Source organism: Nonomuraea sp. NPDC049421, assembly GCF_040677005.1.
Taxonomy (GTDB): domain Bacteria; phylum Actinomycetota; class Actinomycetes; order Streptosporangiales; family Streptosporangiaceae; genus Nonomuraea; species Nonomuraea salmonea.
In genome coordinates this window covers 185,750-204,338 of sequence record NZ_JBFAQA010000004.1, presented here as the reverse complement: position 1 = coordinate 204,338, position 18,589 = coordinate 185,750, and the positions used below count along the sequence as shown (strand labels likewise).

The 18,589-nt window shown below is 72.8% G+C and carries 15 protein-coding genes; 7 read left to right on the top strand and 8 right to left on the bottom strand.

What is annotated here, in order from left to right; translation table 11 throughout:
- Positions 1–70: 70 nt before the first annotated feature.
- Positions 71–577, top strand: a complete 507-nt coding sequence (locus AB0K18_RS09165) for an isoprenylcysteine carboxylmethyltransferase family protein (RefSeq protein ID WP_364912111.1) — start codon at positions 71–73, stop codon at positions 575–577.
- Here AB0K18_RS09165 and AB0K18_RS09160 read toward each other — a convergent pair whose 3' ends face one another.
- The 5 genes from AB0K18_RS09160 to AB0K18_RS09140 are packed head-to-tail and all read right to left on the bottom strand — an operon-like array spanning position 578 to position 5,217.
- Positions 578–1,651, bottom strand: coding sequence for a hypothetical protein (locus AB0K18_RS09160; RefSeq protein ID WP_364912108.1), 1,074 nt, complete (start codon positions 1,649–1,651; stop codon positions 578–580).
- The gene (locus AB0K18_RS09155) at positions 1,648–2,700 is read right to left on the bottom strand and encodes an ABC transporter substrate-binding protein (protein ID WP_364912106.1); all 1,053 of its coding nucleotides are present in this window, start codon (positions 2,698–2,700) and stop codon (positions 1,648–1,650) included. The genes AB0K18_RS09160 and AB0K18_RS09155 overlap by 4 nt, the downstream gene beginning before the upstream one ends.
- A gap of 14 nt (positions 2,701–2,714) precedes the next feature.
- Positions 2,715–3,692, bottom strand: a complete 978-nt coding sequence (locus AB0K18_RS09150; RefSeq protein ID WP_364912103.1) for an ABC transporter ATP-binding protein — start codon at positions 3,690–3,692, stop codon at positions 2,715–2,717.
- Positions 3,689–4,480: an ABC transporter permease gene (locus tag AB0K18_RS09145; protein WP_364912101.1), complete on the bottom strand. Its 792-nt coding sequence runs from the start codon at positions 4,478–4,480 to the stop codon at positions 3,689–3,691. The genes AB0K18_RS09150 and AB0K18_RS09145 overlap by 4 nt, the downstream gene beginning before the upstream one ends.
- The gene (locus AB0K18_RS09140) at positions 4,477–5,217 is read right to left on the bottom strand and encodes an ABC transporter permease (protein WP_345407605.1); all 741 of its coding nucleotides are present in this window, start codon (positions 5,215–5,217) and stop codon (positions 4,477–4,479) included. Before AB0K18_RS09140 ends, AB0K18_RS09145 begins: the two co-directional genes overlap by 4 nt.
- 217 nt (positions 5,218–5,434) lie before the next feature.
- Here AB0K18_RS09140 and AB0K18_RS09135 point away from each other — a divergent pair, with 217 nt between their 5' ends.
- Positions 5,435–6,379 (top strand): LacI family DNA-binding transcriptional regulator, encoded by a 945-nt coding sequence (locus AB0K18_RS09135; protein ID WP_364912098.1) that lies wholly within the window; start codon positions 5,435–5,437, stop codon positions 6,377–6,379.
- Positions 6,380–6,573: 194 nt separating this feature from the next.
- Here AB0K18_RS09135 and AB0K18_RS09130 read toward each other — a convergent pair whose 3' ends face one another.
- A complete protein-coding gene (locus tag AB0K18_RS09130) occupies positions 6,574–7,401 on the bottom strand; it encodes an inositol monophosphatase family protein (protein ID WP_364912095.1) in 828 nt (275 codons plus the stop codon).
- 59 nt (positions 7,402–7,460) lie between these two features.
- Between AB0K18_RS09130 and AB0K18_RS09125 the strand changes: the two genes are divergently transcribed.
- The 5 genes from AB0K18_RS09125 to AB0K18_RS09105 are packed head-to-tail and all read left to right on the top strand — an operon-like array spanning position 7,461 to position 16,773.
- On the top strand, positions 7,461–7,934 hold the full coding sequence (locus AB0K18_RS09125; protein WP_364912093.1) for a helix-turn-helix domain-containing protein: 474 nt from the start codon (positions 7,461–7,463) through the stop codon (positions 7,932–7,934).
- A 21-nt stretch (positions 7,935–7,955) separates the two neighbouring features.
- Positions 7,956–8,522 carry a GNAT family N-acetyltransferase gene (locus tag AB0K18_RS09120; RefSeq protein ID WP_364912090.1) on the top strand — a complete coding sequence of 189 codons (567 nt, stop codon included), beginning with the start codon at positions 7,956–7,958 and terminating at the stop codon, positions 8,520–8,522.
- A 41-nt stretch (positions 8,523–8,563) separates the two neighbouring features.
- Positions 8,564–8,893, top strand: a complete 330-nt coding sequence (locus tag AB0K18_RS09115) for a hypothetical protein (protein ID WP_364912088.1) — start codon at positions 8,564–8,566, stop codon at positions 8,891–8,893.
- Between the two features lie 12 nt (positions 8,894–8,905).
- Positions 8,906–16,225 carry a zeta toxin family protein gene (locus tag AB0K18_RS09110; protein ID WP_364912086.1) on the top strand — a complete coding sequence of 2,440 codons (7,320 nt, stop codon included), beginning with the start codon at positions 8,906–8,908 and terminating at the stop codon, positions 16,223–16,225.
- Between the two features lie 2 nt (positions 16,226–16,227).
- Positions 16,228–16,773 (top strand): hypothetical protein, encoded by a 546-nt coding sequence (locus AB0K18_RS09105; protein ID WP_364912083.1) that lies wholly within the window; start codon positions 16,228–16,230, stop codon positions 16,771–16,773.
- A gap of 56 nt (positions 16,774–16,829) precedes the next feature.
- Here the strand turns inward: AB0K18_RS09105 and AB0K18_RS09100 are convergent, their stop codons facing one another.
- Together AB0K18_RS09100 and AB0K18_RS09095 are read right to left on the bottom strand one after the other, a co-directional pair.
- Complete coding sequence (locus AB0K18_RS09100; protein WP_364912080.1) at positions 16,830–18,080, bottom strand: MFS transporter; 1,251 nt, start codon at positions 18,078–18,080, stop codon at positions 16,830–16,832.
- A gap of 68 nt (positions 18,081–18,148) precedes the next feature.
- Complete coding sequence (locus AB0K18_RS09095) at positions 18,149–18,550, bottom strand: hypothetical protein (RefSeq protein WP_364912077.1); 402 nt, start codon at positions 18,548–18,550, stop codon at positions 18,149–18,151.
- Positions 18,551–18,589: the final 39 nt, after the last annotated feature.

The window sequence follows — 18,589 nt, the reverse complement described above, 5'->3', positions numbered from 1 at the left end:
GGCCGAGAGCGTTGACCGGCCGCCGCCCCCGACCTAAACTCATCACATGATGAATTGATCGGAGGCAACGATGCACAGAACGACGGCAGCAACAGTGAGCACGGCGTTCTTCGCCGTCGGCCCCGGCCTCGTCGCCGTGGCAGGTCCCTGGTGGGTCTCCCGCTGGCAACTGCACGAGCCCTTCCCGGCCTGGGCGATGGTGCCGCTCAGGGCCGTGGGGGCGCTGCTCTTAGCGGCCGGGCTCGTCATCCTGGCTCAGGCGTTCGTCCGGTTCGTGATCGAGGGCTTCGGCACACCGATCCCCGCCGCGCCGCCGGACCGCCTGGTCGTGGGCGGCCTGTACCGCTACGTGCGCAACCCCATGTACCTCGGGCTGTTCGCCGCCGTCATCGGCCAGGCCATGGTGTTCGGCAACGGCTGGCTGCTGGTGTACGCGGCCGTCATGGCGGTCCCGGCCGTGCTCTTCGTCCGGTTCTACGAGGAGCCCAAGCTTCGGCGCAGTTTCGGCGCCGACTACGAGCGCTACCGCGCGGCCGTGCCGGGATGGTGGCCGCGCGTGCGCCCGTACCGGCCCTGATCAACCGGCGGCGGCCAGCTCGCTCTCCATACGCCGGCGCAGCGCGGCCTTCTCCGGCTCGGGCAGCCAGCACGCGTCCACCCCGGCCAGCGCCATCGCCTTCAGCCGCTCGTCCGGCACGCCGAGGTCGTCGGACAGGATCCGGTACTCCTGCGTCAGCGACGTCGGGAACATGCCGGGGTCGTCGGAGGCGGGGATGACGTTCAGCCCGGCCTCGATCATTGCCGCGATCGAGGCCCGCCGCCACGGCCGCCACGAGCGCCGCGACGTCGTCGAGATGACGGTGAACGGAACCTGCTCGTCCCTGACCCTGGACACCACCTCGTCGTCCTCCAGGACGAAGTACCCGTGGTCGATCCGGTCGCAGCCGAGCACGTCCAGGCAGGTGATCGTGTTGACGGCGACGGGCGCGTGCTCGGAGGAGTGCGCGGTACGCCGCAGCCCCGCCTCACCCGCCAGCCGGAACGCGGCCGCGAACCGCTCGGGCGGCCCCGCCGTCTCCAGGTTGTCCAGCCCGATCCCGGCCACGTAGTCGTGCGGGTGGTCCACCACCGTGCGCACCCAGGCCAGCGCCTCGTCACCGGTCTTGCTCCGGTCCACCGCCGCGATGAGCCGGCCGGTCATGCCGAAGTCGCGCTCGGCCATCCTGATGCCCTCGGCGTACGCCTCCACCACGCTCGCGTAGCCGAGCTTCTCCTGCTGCTCGGTCAGTGCGTCGAAGGACAACTCCAGGTGCCGGGTCGCGCTCGTGCGGTGGGCCGCCTCGAACGCCTCGTACGTGATCCTGGTCAGATCGTCGGCGTCCCGCAGCACCTGCAGCACCCACGACGACACCTGGAACAGCGAGTACGACACCTCCGGCTCGTCCGCGCCCCTGCCCTGCGGCACCGGCACCCTGGTGTTCAGATAGAGCGCGGGGTCCGGCGGCAGCGAGTTGACGTCGGCGTAGATGCGTTCCGGTGTGTCCGGCAGGTCGAGCTTCTCCCGCCGGGCCAGCTCGGCGAAGGTCGAGGCGCGCACCGTGCCGATGAGGTGGCAGTGCAGATCGACCTTGGGCAGCGCTGCGAGGTTCACTTGCCGGCCACCTCGCGGGTGAAGCGCTTGACCCAGGCGTCGCGGGTGTGCACGAGCTGGGCCGGGTCGAGCGTCTCGTACCCGGCGGCCACCGGGTCCTTGGCCGCCTCGCCGGTCACCTTGGCGATGTCCGGCGGGATGTCGGCCTTCGGGTTCACCGGCAGGTCACCGACGATCTTCGCCGTGGCGCTCTGCGCCTCCGCCGACAGCAGGTAGTCGATGAACTTCTTCGCGCCGTCCTGGTTGCGTGCGCCCTTGGGGATCATCGCCCTGTTCGTGGCCATGTAGCGGCCCTTCGCGGGAGCCGTCCAGGCGATCGGCTCGCCCGAGGTGACGAGCTGGGTCGCGAACCCGCTCAGCGCGTCCGCCGCGACGATCTCGCCCTGCGACAGCAGGTTCGTGACCTCGGTGGTGGAGCTGTAGAACTGCAGCACGTTCGGCGCCCAGCCGGCCAGCGTGCGCAGCGAGGCGTCGATGTCGTACGGCCCCTTGCCGTACGCCTCACCCACGCCCGAGATCATGAGCTGCCCCGCGGTCACCGAGATGTCGGGCAACGCCACCTTCTTCTGGTACGCGGCGTTCCCGAACAGCTGCCAGTCGGCCGCCTGCTCCTTGGTCAGCTTGTCGGTGTTGTAGATGACGCCGTTCAGCTGGTGGGTGTAGGCGGGGCCGTCGTAGGCGCCCTCGGTCGCGAACGGCGCCAGCTCCTTCATCGCCGGCACGTCGACCTTGTCGAACAGGCCGTCCTTCTGGCCGAGCGCGGCGAAGTAGTCGGAGATCAGCACCACGTCCGCCTCCGGCTCGCCCTTGGCGAGCTTCAGCTTCGACAGCCGGTCGGCGTTGGAGCCGGTGTCCAGCTCGACCTTGATCCCGGTCTTCTTGGTGAACGGGTCGACGACCGCCTGCTCGAACTCCTTCACCCCGAAGGGGAAGGTGCTGACCACGAGGGTGTTCTGCGCGGCCTGCTCGTCGCCGGAGCTCGACCCCGAGCATCCGGCCGCGGCGAGCAGCGTCAGGGCAACGGCCAGTACGGCACGGCGCGTGGGCATGGGTGTTCCTTCTTTCAGCGGGGGAGGGGGACCAGCCGGTCGTCCGGCGTGATCACCGAGACGCTCGATCCTGGAGCGGGGGCGGCGCCGCCGCGCACGTCGGCGAGCAGCCTGACGGTCGCGCCCGACGGGTCCACCACGTCGAGCGAGACCAGCAGATCGACGCCGCGGAAGGCCACGTCGGCCACCGTCGCGCCGAGCCCTTCGCCTTCGTGGGCCAGGCGCAGGTGCTCGGGCCTGATCGTCATGGGGGTGCCGTCGGCGGCGGTGAGGAAGTTCTCGTAGCCGAGGAACTCGGCCACGAAGCGGTCGGCGGGGCGCGGGAAGACCTGCTGCGGCGAGCCCTGCTGCACGATCCGGCCCTCGTTCATGATGACCATTTCGTCGGACATCTCCAGCGCCTCGTCCTGGTCGTGGGTGACGAGGATGACCGTCAGCTCGGTCTCGGCCTGGATGCGCCGGATCTCGGCCCGCATCTGGATGCGCAGGCGGGCGTCGAGGTTCGACAGCGGCTCGTCGAGCAGCAGCAGCTTGGGCCTGATCGCGATCGCCCTGGCCAGCGCCACCCGCTGCTGCTGGCCGCCGGACAGCTTCTTCGGCTTGCGGTCCGCCAGGTGCCCGAGGCCGACCAGCTCCAGCGTCTCCATGACCCGCGCCCTGCGCTCGGCGCCCGGCACCTTGCGCAGCTTGAGCCCGTAGCCGACGTTGTCGGCCACCGTCATGTGCGGGAACAGCGCGTACGACTGGAAGACCATGCCGAGGTCGCGCTTCTCCGGCGGCGTGCGCGTGCTGTCCACGCCGTCGATGCGGATCGTCCCCGACGTCGGCTCGGCGTAGCCGGCGACCATCCGCAGCGTGGTGGTCTTGCCGCAGCCGCTCGGCCCCAGCAGCGTCGTCAGCTTGCCGGCCGGCACGGCCAGGTCGATCGCGTCCACGGCGGTGAAGGCGCCGAACGACTTGGTGACGGCGATCAGCTCGGCGGCGGCGGTCATTGGTTGATCCCTCCGAAGATCTTGGCGAACCCGACCGTGCGCTCGGCGACCATCGCGATGACCACGGTGGCGGCCAGGATGAGGGTGGAGGCGGCGGCCACCATCGGGTCGTAGGACTGCTGCACGTAGTCCAGCATCGTCACCGGCAGCGTCCTGAAGTCGCGTCCCTGCAGCAGCAGCGACAGCGGCACGTTGTTGAACGAGGTGACCACGCTGAGCAGCCCGGCCGAGAAGATCCCCGGGCGCAGCAGCGGAAGCGTCACGTTGAAGAACGCGCGCAGCGGCGAGGCGCCGAGCCCGCGGGCGGCCTCCTCCAGCGCGGGATCGGCCAGCGCCAGCGACGCGCCGGTCACCCGCACCGCGTACGGCAGCATCAGCGCCGTGTGCCCCACCAGCAGCGTGCTGAAGTTGTCGAGGTCGAGGCCGATCATCAGCTGCTGGAACAGCGCGAGCCCCACCACCAGCTCGGGCACGATGAGCGGCGACAGGAACAACCCCTCGACCAGCCCCTTGCCCGGCAGGTTGCCCCGATGGATGGCCAGCGTCACGGGCACGCCGACCAGCAGCGCGAGCACGGTGGCCAGCAGCGCCAGCTCCAGGCTCGACAGCGCCGCCTCCATGAACGGCTCGTAGCCGAGCGCCTCGCCGAACCAGCGCAGCGAGAACCCCTCGGGCGGGAAACGCAGCACGCTGCCGCTGGTGAAGGCGGTGGCCACCACGAAGATGATCGGCACGATCATGATGATGTAGCCGACGACCGCGAGCGCCGCCGTGATCGGCCGCTTCACGAGGTGGCCCCCTTCCGTCCCATCAGCGAGGACAGCCCGGAGACCAGGAAGACCAGCACCGTCATGATGAGCGCCGTCGCCGAGGCCGAGGCCCAGTCGACGGTGGTGCTCGCGTACGTGAACAGCTGCGTGGACAGCATGCGCTGGCTCGACCCGCCCAGCAGGTACGGCGTCGTGTAGGCGGTGACGGCCCCGGCGAAGACCAGGGTGGCGGCCACCACGATCCCCGGCATGGTCAGCGGGATGACGACGCTCCACAGCGTACGGATGCGGCTCGCGCCGAGCCCGCGCGAGGCGTCGTCCAGGCCGGGATCGACCTGGGCGACCGCCGAGTAGCACGAGATGATCGCCAGTGGCAGGAACAGCTGGGTCAGGCCCAGCACGATCGCGAGCTTGGTGTAGAGCAGTTGCGGCGCCACGTCCACGAGGCCGAGCGTGACGAGCAGCTGCCCGAGCGCCCCCTTGGAGCCGAGGATCACCAGCCAGCCGAACGTGCGCACCACGTTGCTCAGCATCAGCGGGAAGATCGCCACCGCCAGCAGCACGCCGCTCCACCGGGACGGCGAGCGGGCCAGCCAGTAGGCGATGGGAAACCCGAGGACGACGCAGATGACGGTGACGATCAGGGCCAGCCCGACGGTGCGCCCGATGACCTCGAGGTCGTAGGGGTCCTTGAGCATCTCGCCCAGGCGCGCGAAGATCTCACTGGTCGAGACGTCCGGGGGCGCGAAGAGCATCGCGGCCGAGGGGACGAGGAAACCCGCGAGGAGAAGGACGAGCCCTGGCGCCAGCAGGAGGGCCGATTTGCGTGAGATGTCGGCGTCCTTTCTCCGTGGCGTACGCTGTGGTCTGGAACCGGTTGTGGAACCGGTTGCATGAGCCTGACCATAGATTACGAGCGGCCTCGCGCACAAACCGCCGCGTTAATTCCGTGTTACCGCTCAAGGAGGATCAGTGCCGACACTGGCGGACGTGGCCGTACTGGCGGGGGTGTCCAAGGCGACGGCCTCCCGCGCTCTGGGCCGGCCCGACCTGGCCGCCCCCGAGACCGTGGCCCGCGTGCGCGCGGCGGCCGAGCAGCTCGGATTCGTCCCCAACCGGGCCGCCACCCAGCTCGCCAGAGGCAGGACCGGCGTGGTCGCCATCGTGGTGCCCACCCTGGACAACACGTTCTTCACACCGATCATCGGCGGCGCCCAGGCGCGCGCCGCCGGCTCGGGGATGCAGCTGACGATCGCGGTGCACTCGCTGGAGCACACCGCGCAGCTCGCCGCCGTCGAGCAGCTCGCCCACCAGGTGGACGGGTTCCTGTTCGCCGCGCCACGGGGGACGGACGAGATCGTGCGGGCGGCGGCGTCGTACAAGCCGACCGTGCTCATCGACCGGGAGATCGACGGCATGCCCTCGACGGTCGCCGACACCGCCACCGCGTTCGGCGCGCTCATCGGCTGGTTCGCCGAGAAGGGCCACGAACACATCGTCTACATCGGCGGCCCCGCCGGCTCCTGGCAGGACGGCCAGCGCCAGGCCGCCATCCGCGCCGCCGCCTCCGCGAGCGGCGCGACGCTCACCATGCTCGGCCCCTACCCCTCGACGTTCGCCTCGGGCGTGGCGACCGCCGAGGCCGTGGTGGCCGCCCGCGCCACCGCCGTCGTCCCGTACGCGACCTCGATCGGCCTCGGCCTGATGTTCGCGCTGATGCGGCGCGGCGTCACCGACGTGGTGGTCAGCTCGGAGGGCATGGTCGTGGAGAGCCTCGGCCTGCACGACGTGCCGTCGATCGACGTGGACGGCGAGAAGCTGGGCGAGGTCGCCATGGACCAGCTCATGACGTTGCTCGGCGAACGCCGCACCCCCGCCGTACCCACCCGCCACCGCCTCACGGTCCCGATCAGCTAACGCCGGGCATGCGCATTCCGCAGACGCTGCTGCGCCGGTTGGTGGCGGGCGTCGAGCCGGACGACCTCACCGTCCTCGAGGGGCAGTTCCACCGGGTGGTGATGGGTGCTGACCGGGTGGTGTGCCTGCCCCGGACGGAGGCGGCGGCCGCCCGCCTGCCGCACAGGGCCGCCGTCCCCGGACGGCCTGATCGGCTACCGCTGATCCCTTCTCACCCCGGCGAGGGCCAGCAGGGCAGCGTGGGTGTCCTGGTCGGCGGCGGCGATGAGGCCGCCGGTGCCCGTCTCCGGTGGGTTGCCGTCGAGGCCGGTCACCACGCAGCCGGCGGCGCGGCACAGCGCGATCCCGGCGGCGAAGTGCACGCTGTCGTGGACGTGGCCGTCGGTGACGTACGCGGCTCGCCGGCCGGCCGCCACCCAGGCCAGGGCCAGGGTGGTGGAGGTGACCCGTGGGCGGAACCGCTCCTTGAAGCCCGGGTCGGTGAGCAGGGTGGTGGCGCGGAAGGCGGGGGCGTTCGGGAACGGCGGGTCGAGGTTCAGGTCCACGAGGGGCGGGTGCGCCGACGGCTTGAGTGGTTCCTTCGTGTCGTTCCGGGACATGGTCGCGGTGGTGCCGTCGGTCCAGAAGACCTCGTCGGTGAACGGGTCCGCCACGGCCGCCACCGCGATGTCCGTACCCGTGCGCAGGGCGACGTTCACCGCTACCAGCCTCGTGCCTGCGGCGTAGTTGAGGGTGCCGCACAGAGGATCGACCAGCCACGTGCGGTCGGAGGCCGCCGGGCCGGTGTGGCCGCTCTCCTCGCCCGTTATGGCGTCGTCGGGTCTGGCGGCGCGGATGGTGTCGATGATGGCTCGCTCCGCCGCCACGTCGGCCTCCGTGGCGAAGTCGCCGGCGCCCTTGTCGAAGTGGGTGTGCGTGGCGCCGAACAGGTCGCGGGCGATCGCCGCGCCCGCCAGCGCCGCCGTGCGGGCCACGTCGGCGTCCGTCATGACCGCGGTGCCGGGGTGCCGACGATGGTCCATACCAGGTGCTCCAAACGTTCGCGGTCGTCGGGGGCGATGTCCCCGATCAGGGTTTCGACGTGCTCGGTCACCTTGCGGTGGGCGGCGTACGCGATCTCCTTGCCCTGCTCGGTCAGCTCGATGCAGGCGGCGCGGCGGTCGCGCTGATCGCGTACGCGGGCCACGACGCCGCGCCGCTCGACCCGCTCTGCCCGACCCGGCGGCTGCTCGACCGCGTCGGCGCCAAGTGGGCCTCGATGTCGGTGAAAGTGCTGGCCGAGGCGGCGCCGGGCGAGTTGCGGTTCGCCGAACTGCGGCGGCGCATCCCCAGTATCTCGCAGAAGATGCTCTCGGTCACCCTGCAGAGCCTGGTGCGCGACGGGCTGGCCGAGCGCCGCGTCGAGCCGACCGTGCCGCCCGCCGTCCACTACCGGCTCACCGATCTCGGACTGTCACTTGAAGGCCCGCTCGCCGTGCTCCGCGAGTGGGCCGAGACCCACACGGCGCAGATCGACCGCAACAACCGGCTCGCCGACGAGATCGGCCACGCCTGAGCGTGCGATAGGTTGCCCGCCATGTCTGAGATCGGACCCGTCACCTGGCCGCCCGACCCCATCGAGACCGAACGCCTCGTGCTCCGTCCGTCCGAGGCCCGCGACCGCGCGGCGTTCATCGAGCTGCTGGCCTCGCCGGAGGCGCACGCCTACCTCGGCGGCCCACGGCCCCGCGACGAGCTGGAGCGCGACGTGCCGCCGGTGCCCGCGCGGTGGGCGGGCAGCTTCGTCGTCGAGCTCGACGGGGAGATGATCGGCAACGTGCTGCTCAAGCGGGCGAGCGAGCACAGCCGCCCGGCCGCCGTCGGCAAGGCCGAGCTCGGCTACCTGTTCCTGCCCCGCGCCTGGGGCCGCGGGTACGGTACCGAGGCGTGCGCGGCGGCGCTCGCCTGGCTCGACCGCGCGCTGCCCGGCGAGCCGGTGATCCTCACCACCCAGACCGCCAACACCGCCTCCATGCGGCTCGCGGCCAAGCTCGGGTTCACCGAGGTCGAACGCTTCCACGCCTGGGACGCCGAACAGTGGCTCGGCCAGCGCGACCCTTCGATGATTGCTGAAACGAGCGGCGGGCCCGCCGGCGTGCACTAGCGTTCCGCCGCACGGGGACCGTTGCGTCGAGGGGGCACGTCATGGGGGAACGGCTGGAGATCCACCGCGAGACCGTGGAGGCGGGGGTGAAGCGCTGGTCGGGGGCCGCCGCCACGCTCCAGGCCCGGCTGGCCGACGCGCGCGCCAGGATCGAGAGCCTGCACGCCGCCCGGCCATGGGGGCAGGACGCGACGGGCAGGGAGTTCGAGCGGGCGTACCTCGCCGATGACGGCCCCGGCACCCTGCTGCGGGCCGGCGCCGACTGGGCGGACTTCGCCGTCTCCGCCGGTCCCGGCGTCCTGGAGAGCGTGAACACCTCCGCCTCCGCCGACGCCGGCCTCGCCACGCCCAGGACCCAGCGCGCGTCTTAACGGGGGACCAGCGTGGTCACGAACGTCAGCAGCCCGGTCACCGACCCGCTGCCCGGGCAGGACGACACGATCGGCAGCTCCGGCTACGCCACCGACGTCACCCCCGCCTGGGGGACCGGCCTGCCTGCCTGGTGCGACGCGCTCATCGCGCTGCTGTCGTCCGGGCAGCTGTGGCCGGAGACCAGCGAGTCGGGCGAGGCCGCGCTGGCCGTCGCGTACGAGGACTGGAGCCGGGCCGCCCTGGACTTCGCGGCGGCGGGCGGCACGGCGCGCGACCTCATCCTCCAGGGGTGGGACGGTCCCGCCGCCGACGCGTTCCGGCAGCGGGCCGAGCAGATGCTCGCCGAGGGTCAGGGCATTTCCGCTCTGGCCGCGCTGGCCCATCAGTACGCCCTTCAGCACGACAGCCTGGCCCGCGACACCCAGTACGCCAAGCTGGTGATCAACGTCGGCTTCTGGATCACGGTCACGTCGATCGCCATCGCCGCCGCGGCGGCCGCTCTCAGCGCGGGCGCCCTGGCGCCCTTCATCGGCCCGTACGCCGCCCGCTTACGGACCTTCCTGGACAAGGTGTTCGCCTGGCTGGAGCGGGCGGCCGGGGTCAGGTACGCGGGGGCGGCCGGGGCCAGGGCCGTGCCCAGGCTGGCCGCGTTCGGGGCGGGTCAGGGCGCGAAGGGCCTGCTGGCCAGGGCGGTCTCCAGCCACGTTCTGCGGGAACTGCCCGAGGAGCTCGGCGAGGGCCTCCTGGGCGACTACCTCGCGCAGAGCGAGCAGCTTGCGCGCGGCACCCGTACGAAGTGGGACGGCCAGTCGACCGCCGCCACCCTCCTGGGCGACGGCATGGGCGCGGTCCTCGCCTCAAAGGTGACCCGCCCCGTGGGCGGCCTGGTCGACCGCCTCCCCGGCATCAGAGCACTCAACGCCGCCGCCGGCGACGCCCCAGGCGCACTGAACGCCCTGATGCGCTTCCCCGGCCGCGCCACCCAGACGGCCCTCACGAACATGGCCGTCTCAGCGCCCGCCGGCATGATCTCCAACGGGATCGTGTACGGAAAATGGGAAGCTCCGAGCCTGGAGTCCCTACTGGGCAGCGCCGCAGCGGGCGTGGGCCGTACGAACACGATCAGCCCCTTCAGCGTGGACGTGATGAGCGCAGCGGCCAACCCCCGCCGCGCCTTGGACACGGCAACGGCAACGGCCCTGTCCAGCGACACCACCCGCACCACACCTCCACCCCCACCCACCACCACGCCCACCACGCCCACCCCGCCGCCCGACGGCTACACCTCGCAGTCGGCTCCCACCCCATCCCCGCCCACGGACACGAGCACCCCTCCGAGAACCACCCCTCACCGCACCCCGGAGACCACGCACCCCCGCACGCCGCCTTCCCCACGCGCCCAGGAGCAGGTGCGGGTTGAGGAAAGGGGTGAGACTCACGCCCGCACGCAGGGCTCCGGACCCGCCCAGGATGCCGCGCGCACGCAGGGTTCCGGGTCCGCCCAGGATGCCGCGCGCACGCAAGGTTCCGCGCGAACCCAGGATCCCGTGGCCGGCGAGGACCGTGGCAGGGCCGAGGGGCCTGGCCAGGCGCAATCCCGTGCTCAGGAGCACGGGCGAGCTGAGCAGCAGCCGTCGGGTCAGGAGCAGCCGCAGCGACCTTCGACCGGGCAGTCGGCTCGGGCAGCGGCCCTTCCCGGCGACGCCGGGCCGGTGGCCGCCTCGAACAACGCCGCCACGGCGGATTTGCGCTCGCCGGCCGCGACCGCTGAGACGGCCTCCCGCCCCGGCCCTCTCACTCCCGGCAGCACCTCCGCGCCGGGCGACGCAGCAGCCCCCGGTCAGGCGGCCTCCGGTCCGGTCCCTGGCTCGACCGTCGGCCCGACCACGGGCCAGGGGACCGCAAGCGGGCCGGCTGTCCAGCCGGGGGAGAGCGGGGCGCGACAGTCGGCGGTGCCTGACGTTCGGAGGTTGTCCGCGCTGCTCAGTGGGAGGCCGGTTTCCGCGGACGGTTCCGTTGAGGTGGTGCCGGAGTACCGCTACGTGGAGAGCGGGCCCGACTCCTGGAAGCTGACGGATGACGACAATGAGCTGATCTTCCGGCGGGACATCGTGCCCGCGCTCATGGCGGGGGTGCGACGGCCGGAGCGGCCGCGGGTGGTGTTCATCGGGGGGCAGGCCGCGTCGGGGAAGACGACCGCGCAGCAGGCGGCCATGGAGGCGATGGGCCCCGACGGCGCGCTGATCGCCGATTTCGACGGCCTGCTGCGCTACGCCCCCAAGTACGCCGAGCTGATGGCCCGGAACGACCGCATCGCCGCGGCCCAGGTGGGCGGGGACGCGTACGTGTGGATGAAGAAGGTCATCGCGCTGGCCGGCGAGCTGCGCGTGAACCTCATCCGCGAGGGCGCGATGAACAGCAGCCCCGGCGTGGAGGCGGAGGCGGCCGAGTTCAGGAGGCTCGGGTACCGCACTGAGGCGTACGTCATGGCCGTCCCCGCGGCGCTCAGCCGCCTCTCGGTGCTCGACCGCTACCAGCGGATGCGCGACACCGACGGGTACGGCCGGCTGGTCGCCCAGGAGATCCACGACACCGCGTTCGACGGCATCCCCGACACGATGCGGGCCATCGACGACGCCCGCTACCTCGACGCCGTCACGATCTACCGCAGGGGCGGCGAGGCCGTCTACCGCAACGAGCTGGACGAGCAGGGCGGGTGGCGGCGCACGCCAAGAGCCCGCGAGGTGCTGGAGGAGGTACGCGGCAGGCCGTTCACCGAGGAGGAGGCCCGTTGGTTCAGGGAGACGTACGAGCGGCTGAGCACCAGGCTCCCGGACGAGCTGAAGGAGCAGCTGCCGGAGATCGCCGACCTGGGCGCGGAGCACGGCGTGGACGTCGACCCGCAGGGCAGGGCGGAACGGCTGCGCGAACGGTACACGACCGAGGCCGACGGCATCCTGCGCGACGAGCACGCGGCGGAACGCGAGCAACTGGCCGCGCAGCACCGGCGCAGCCTGGCAGGGGCGGCCCCGCACGAGCGCGAGGGGCTGCGCGAGGAGCAGGCCGACGAGTGGGACGGCCTGGTCCGGCGGCAGGACCTGGGCAGGACCGGGCTGCGCGTGCTGGCGTACTGCACCGAATGGGACCCGCATCGGGGCGGCATCATCGCCGTCAACCGCAACCTGGCCGAGGGGCTGGCGCGGGCCGGGCACGAGGTGTACGTCCGGGTGGGCCACGAGGTGCCGCCGGGCGCCGGCGGTGAGCGGCTGCACGTGATCGGCCCGAGGCGCCCCGAGCCGGGCCGCAGCGAGATGGACCAGCTGAGCTTCGACGGCGAGGAGCTGCCGCCCGAGGTGGACCTGGTCATCGGGCACAGCCGCTACTCGGGCCCGGCGGCCATGCAGGCCCGCGACCGGCTCTACCCGGACGCGCCGCTGGTGCACGTCCTGCACATGGTGACGGGGGCGCTCGGCCGGATCGCGGACCGGCCGGCGCTGGGCCGCGACTTCGAGAACATCGAGCGGGCCGTCATCTCCGAGGCCGACATGCTGGTCGGCGTCGGCCCCGTGCTGTCCGGGGAGGCGCGGCGGCTGGCGGACAGCAACCCGGGCGACCGCGAGCCGCCCGTGCACGAGCTGATGCCGGGGGTGCCGTTCGAGGCGCCCAGGCAGCGGCCGTTCTTCGGCGAGCGGACGCGTACGGTGCTGCTCATCGGCCGGGCGGACGCGGCACAGAAGGGCGGCCACGAGGCGGCGCTGATGATCCGCGAGCTGCAGAAGGACCTCGACGTGCGGCTGGTGATCAGGGGCGCGGCGCCGGAGACGGTGGAGGAGGTCAAGGAGCGCCTGTCGGACGTGGCCGGCCGCGAGGTCGAGGTCAGGCCGTTCACCCTGGACCGGGAGGAGATGCTGGCCGACATCCGCGCGGCCGACGTCGTGATCATGCCGTCGCGCGGCGAGGGGTTCGGCCTGGCGGCGCTGGAGGCGGCCGGGGCGGGCGCGCCCATCCTCATCCCGAGGTCGAGCGGCCTCGGCGGCATGCTCGGCGACCCGAGCCGTTTCCCCCCGGCGCTGACCAAGGCGAGCCTGGTCGAGCAGGGCTTCGAGGACGAGGTGCCGGTGCGGCGGTGGGCCGCGCACCTGAAGGAGATGCTGCGCGACCTGCCCCGGGCGCAGGAGCAGGCCCGCCAGCTCCAGCGGCTGCTGCGGGAGGCGAACGCCACCTGGGAGGGGGCGGCGGAGTCGCTGGTGGCCGCCGTACGCGAGCTGGATCGGCCGGAGCCGGCGATGCGGGCGCCCGTCCTGCCCCGGATGTCCGGCGACGGCTGGGTGAACTGCGCGCAGGGCCACGCTCACTGGGGCAGGTTCGGCGGCGCCGGCCTGCTGGTCCACCATCGGGGGCCGGACGGCGTCCACGTGCTCGTGCAGCGGCGCGGTGAGGACACCCACCTCGGCGGCACCTGGGCGCTGCCCGGCGGGGCGCGCGACAGCGACGAGCCGCCGGCCGGGGCGGCCCTGCGCGAGACGGCCGAGGAGAGCGACCTGGCGCAGGACGCGGTGCAGGTCGAGCACGTGATCAGGGACGACCACGGCGGCTGGGCGTACGACACGGTGATCGCCGTCGCCGCCGAGCGCGTTCAGGTCCGTGCGCGTGGCGAGGAGACGCTCGAGCTGGCCTGGGTGCCGATCGAGGAGGTCGCGCGGCTGAACCTGCATCCCGGGTTCGCCGCGTCCTGGTCACGCCTGCGTGCGGTGCTGGAGGGCGCGCCGCCCCCCGGACCGGCCGAGGCGACGCCGTATCCGGAGGCGGGGCAGCTCGGGTTCGGCGGGGCGCCGGTCGTCCCGCTGCCCGCGCATCCCGTGACCGGGGCGGCCGTGGCGGCGCGGGAGCCGCTGCCGCACGGGGACGGGCTGCTCAACCGGGAGCTGGTGACGTTCGCGGACGGGACGCGGGTGACGTACGAGCGGTTCGAGCGGCCGAACGACGCCGCCGTCAGGGTGCTGGACGCGCACGTCGGCCGGGCGGTGGGGGCGCGGGTGCCGCTGTCGTACGCGCTGGGCCTGCGCGACGTCTACACCGACCACATGCCGGGCGAGCCCGCGCCGGAGAACCCGCACAGGCCGGCCACCCGCGACGGCGTGTTCCTCGGGCTCTACCACGCGGTGACCGCCAAGCACGGGTTCGGCCTTGGCGACCTGGTGCTCGGGCCGTCCGGCGGCCTCATCCCGACCGGCGACGGCACCGCGTCCCACCTGCAGATTTCCGACGCGGCGAACCCGTTCGTCCAGGCGTTCTTCCGCGAGACCGACCCCCGGGTGTTCCGGTGGGCCGCCAACCCGCTCAGCCCGGCCGACGTCGCGATCATCAGACGCGAGCTGGACGCCCTGCGCCCGCTCTTCGAGCGGCTCAACAGGCTCCCCCTGTACGAGGGCGTGATGCAGCGCTTCGAGCAGGCCGCCGAGCAGGCCCGAGGCACCGTCAACCTGCTCCCGAGGCCGGCCGGCCACCCGGTCACGCTCCCCGAGCAGGAGACCGAGGCTCACTACCCGGCGCCGCCGCCGCCCGGCTCCGCCGAGGCCGCGCACCACCGCCGGGTGGCCGAGGCGCTGCTGACCGCCGACGGCACGTTCACCAGCACCAGCGACGTCAAGACGTACGTGATCGACGCGCTGGCCGAGCGGATGCGCTCGACGACCCCGCAGCTCGTGATGGCGGCGACCGGCCTGCACGTCGGCTCCGACATGATCAACCGGCTCGGCGACCCCGACCACGTGCTCGTGCCGTTCAACGAGCGCTTCCCCTCCATGGGCGCCGAGGTGCGGCACGTGGACGAGCTCGATCCCCGCCATCCTCCGGCCGCCGCGCTGCGGATGGACTCGCCGGAGGCCGAGCGGCTCGTGCGGCGGATCGCGGTGAGCGAGCTGCTGCACGCCTGGGCCCACCGCAACGCCAACAGCAACGTGCGCGTGCTGGCCATCCAGGAGGTGGTGCAGGAGGAGTTCGGGCTGACCAGGGCGATGTCGTGGCCGATGGACGGCAGGACGCGCGCCGCCGTGGACATGGAGTTGCTCTACAACCGCCGTACGCTGCGCGACTTCATCCGCACCCAGTACGACTTCACCCAGGAGGTGCTGGCCGCGCGCGGCGTCGAGGAGGTCGTCGCCTACCGGGGGATGGCCTGGTCGGAGGGCCGCCACTCGGTGTGGGACGCGCTGCGCCCCGGCGACATGATCGAGATGCGGCACCGCCCGCTGGCGAGCTGGTCGGCCGACCGCCAGGTGGTCATGGACTGGCTGGACACCCTCGACGGCCGCGGCGTGCTGCTGGTGGACAGGAAACCGGCCCGCGACATCCTGTCCCTGCCGGTGACGGGCATGGGGTTCTTCCGTCAGCGGGAGTTCGTGGCGCTGCCGGGGGACCGGCTGACCACGCTGGGCCACATCACGCTGGGCCGTACCGCCCCGCCGCAGGACGACCCGCCGATCGTCACCCGCCATGACGCCCCCGCAGGGAGCTGGCGGCCGACCCCCGTGACGGCGGGACCGCTCGACCTCGCCGACCCGCTGGATCGGCGCATCGCGCGGGTGCTCGACGGCACCGACCCGGCCCCGCCGTGGTGGCCGCGCGACGACTCCGGCTACGCGGTAGCCAAACGCGACCTCGACTTCCTCGGCATCGCCCCGCGGCAGCTCGCCTGGCTGCTGCGCAGGGAGGCGCCGCTGGGCATGACCCCGAGACAGTACGACCGCTACGCCACCGAACTGCTCGAAGCCCTCGGCAGGGACGGCATAGACCCGTCCCAGGTGGACATCAGGCTCAGGGGCACCGGCGCCGTGCTGTTCGCCGGGCGGCACAAGACGTTCCCGGCGGAGGATGCGCTGACGCCGCAGGCGCGGGAGCGGCTGAGTGAGTGGTTCGGCGACGACCCGGTACGCCCCGGGCGCCGCCTGTTCGACGCGATGTACCGGCTGGGCCTCGAAGCCGAGCCAAGCGACTACGACTTGGACCTGTCCAGCACGCCCATGGTCCGCAGGGCCCGCGTCGGCTGGACACCGGGCCGCTTCCCCGGCGACTTCATGGGCGGCCACGGCTACATCGACAAGCCGACGCTCATGGAGGCGTTCCCCTGGCTGGTGACGTGGAAGGATGACTGGGAGGCGACGCTGGGGCGGCCCATCTCGCTCGGCCTGTTCGAGTCCAGCGGGCCGTTCGACGGGCACAGCATGGGCCTTGAGCTGTCCTCGCACCACCAGGACTCCGACTGGGTCATCCACCGGCCGGACCGCCCCATGGCCTGGAGGCAGCCCATCGACGACGAGCGGGGAGAGTGACGATGCTCTGGCCGGCAGTGCGAGTCCTGGCCTACGGCGAGCTGGGCCGCGAGCAGGCGGCGGAGCTCGCCCGCCTGCTCGGCCTGGATCAAGGCCCGCGCAGCGAGGGGCCAGGCGAGGAGGCGAGCCTGGCGCACCGGACCTTCACCGACGGGGTGCGCCTGGTCCTCGACCTGTCGCGGCTCGGCACGACCGGCTGGCTGCTCACCCTGCTCGCCGAGGGCGAGCCGGGCCCGCAGGTCGTGGAGCGGCACCGGGCGCTGCTGAGCGACGCCGCGGAACGCTTCGGGCTGTCCGTCGTCCAGGTCGATCCGCCGCGGACCGCCGGCGAGGTGTTCCTGCCGCCGCCCGCCGACGAGGGCTCGATCGGGCAGTCGTGGGAGCTGCCGTTCGACGAGCTGGACCAGCTCTGGCCCCACCTCGGCGTACGCGCGGACGCGCCGCGCGAGGTGAAGCGGGTCAAGCTGGAGGCCATGACGCGCGCCCCCGTCTGGAGCTCCGCCCCCGAACGCCTGCGCCGCCAGGCCGCCGCGTTCCTGCGCGCCTGAGGACCGGCGCGCCCGTCTCCTGGCAGCCCAGGCGGCGGACCCCTCCCGGACCCGTGTCAGGCGGCCGGTACGGGTTCTCCGGTGAAGCGGCGCAGCTCAGGGCTGAGGGCGGCGACCCCGGCGGTCAGGCAGAGCAGGCCGCCCAGCACCAGGAGGGCGCCCGCGCCGCCCAGAGCAGCGGCCAGCGCGCCGCCGAGCACGGGCCCGAGGGGCTTGAGCCCCATGCCGCCCATGCTCAGCACCGCGCCCATCCGGCCCAGCATCGACTCCGGCACCAGGCGGGCGATCACCACGTTGAGCACCACGTTCAGTGAGGGCGTCGACAACGTGATGAACACCAGCGGGACCATCGGCCACCACATCCCCCAGGGCAGCGCCGTGGCCGCCAGCGAGACGCCGAACACCGTCACCACGGCCAGCACGATCCTGCCCGGCGGCATGAGCCGGCTGATGCGGCCCGACAGCAGCGCCCCGGCCAGCCCGCCGATGCCGAATCCGGCCAGCACCGTGCCGGTGACGCGCGCGTCGCCGCCGCGCTCGCCGACGAGCACGATCAGCGGGATCATCGAGGCGCCGCCGAGCAGGTTGAGCACCATCACCACGCCGGTGGCCTCGCGCAGGCCGGCCCGGCGCCACAGCCAGGCGAGCGCCGCGAGCGCCTCCCTGCCCATGCCGCGCCGCTCCCCGCCGTCCCCGCCGTCTTCGTCGGCGGCGTCGCCGGCGGTGCCGGGACGGCGCGGCACCTTCGCCAGGGCGTAGAAGAGCGTGGCGGCGAGCAGCGCGAAGGTCTCGGCGACGAACGGCACCGCCCGCCCGAGCCCGTACAGCAGGCCGCCGAGCGGCGGACCCGCCAGCCCGGCCGCGTGGGTGCGGGACTCCTCCTGCGCGTAGGCGCCGTGCAGCTGTTCCGGCGGGACTATGCCGCGGATCGCCGTGTCCTGGACGGGCCCGATGAACGCCGTGCACAGCCCGTCCAGCACCGCCAGCGCGACGAAGTGCCAGACCTGCACCTGATCGGTGAGGATCAGCGCCGCCAGCAGCGCGGCGACCGCCGCCTGCAGGCCCTGGGCGGTGACGAGCGTGCGGCGGCGATCCCACCGGTCGATCCAGACGCCCGCCGGGATCTGGACCGCCAGGAAGGCGGCGGTGCGGGCGCCGGCGACGACGCCCGCCAGCCCGGGCGAGCCGGTGAGCGCCAGCACCAGCAGCGGCGTGGCGAGCCTGCTGAGCTCCGTGCCCAGCGCGGAGACCGCGCCGCCGATCCACAGCAGCTGGAAGCGGACGTTCTTGCGCAGGGGGACGGTCACCGGGGGTCTTCCTCGCGTGAGTGCGGGCGTAACCGGAGGAAGATACCTCAGAACGTCCTACAGCGTCCCTACATCGTCGTGCAGGGCAGGCCGTAGCTGGAGTAGCCGCCACCCGGCTTGTGGTACCAGAGCTCCGCGCAGATGTTGGTGCCCGAGGGCACCGGCCAGGTGTAGGAGAAGTCCCTGTTGCCGCCGCTGTAGGTGTAGGTGGGGTAGTTCATGTCGCGGCCACCGCCCCAGACGTGGATGTGGTACGTGCCGCGCGGGCTGCAGTCCGACCCCCAGTGCCGCAGCAGGATCGCGTTGTAGTCGGCCAGCAGCCGCAGGCAGACGCTGGTGCCGGCCGGGCCGGCGACCCGGCCGGCCGCGCTCGCGGCGGGGGCGAGCGTCATCGCGGTGACGGCCGCGAGTGTGGCCGCCGTCGTCAGGAGCCGCGCCAGGGATCGTCCTGGCCTTTCCAGTGCCTTCATGGGATCTCCCCGTGGTCAGGAACGTGCGATCCTCCCCAG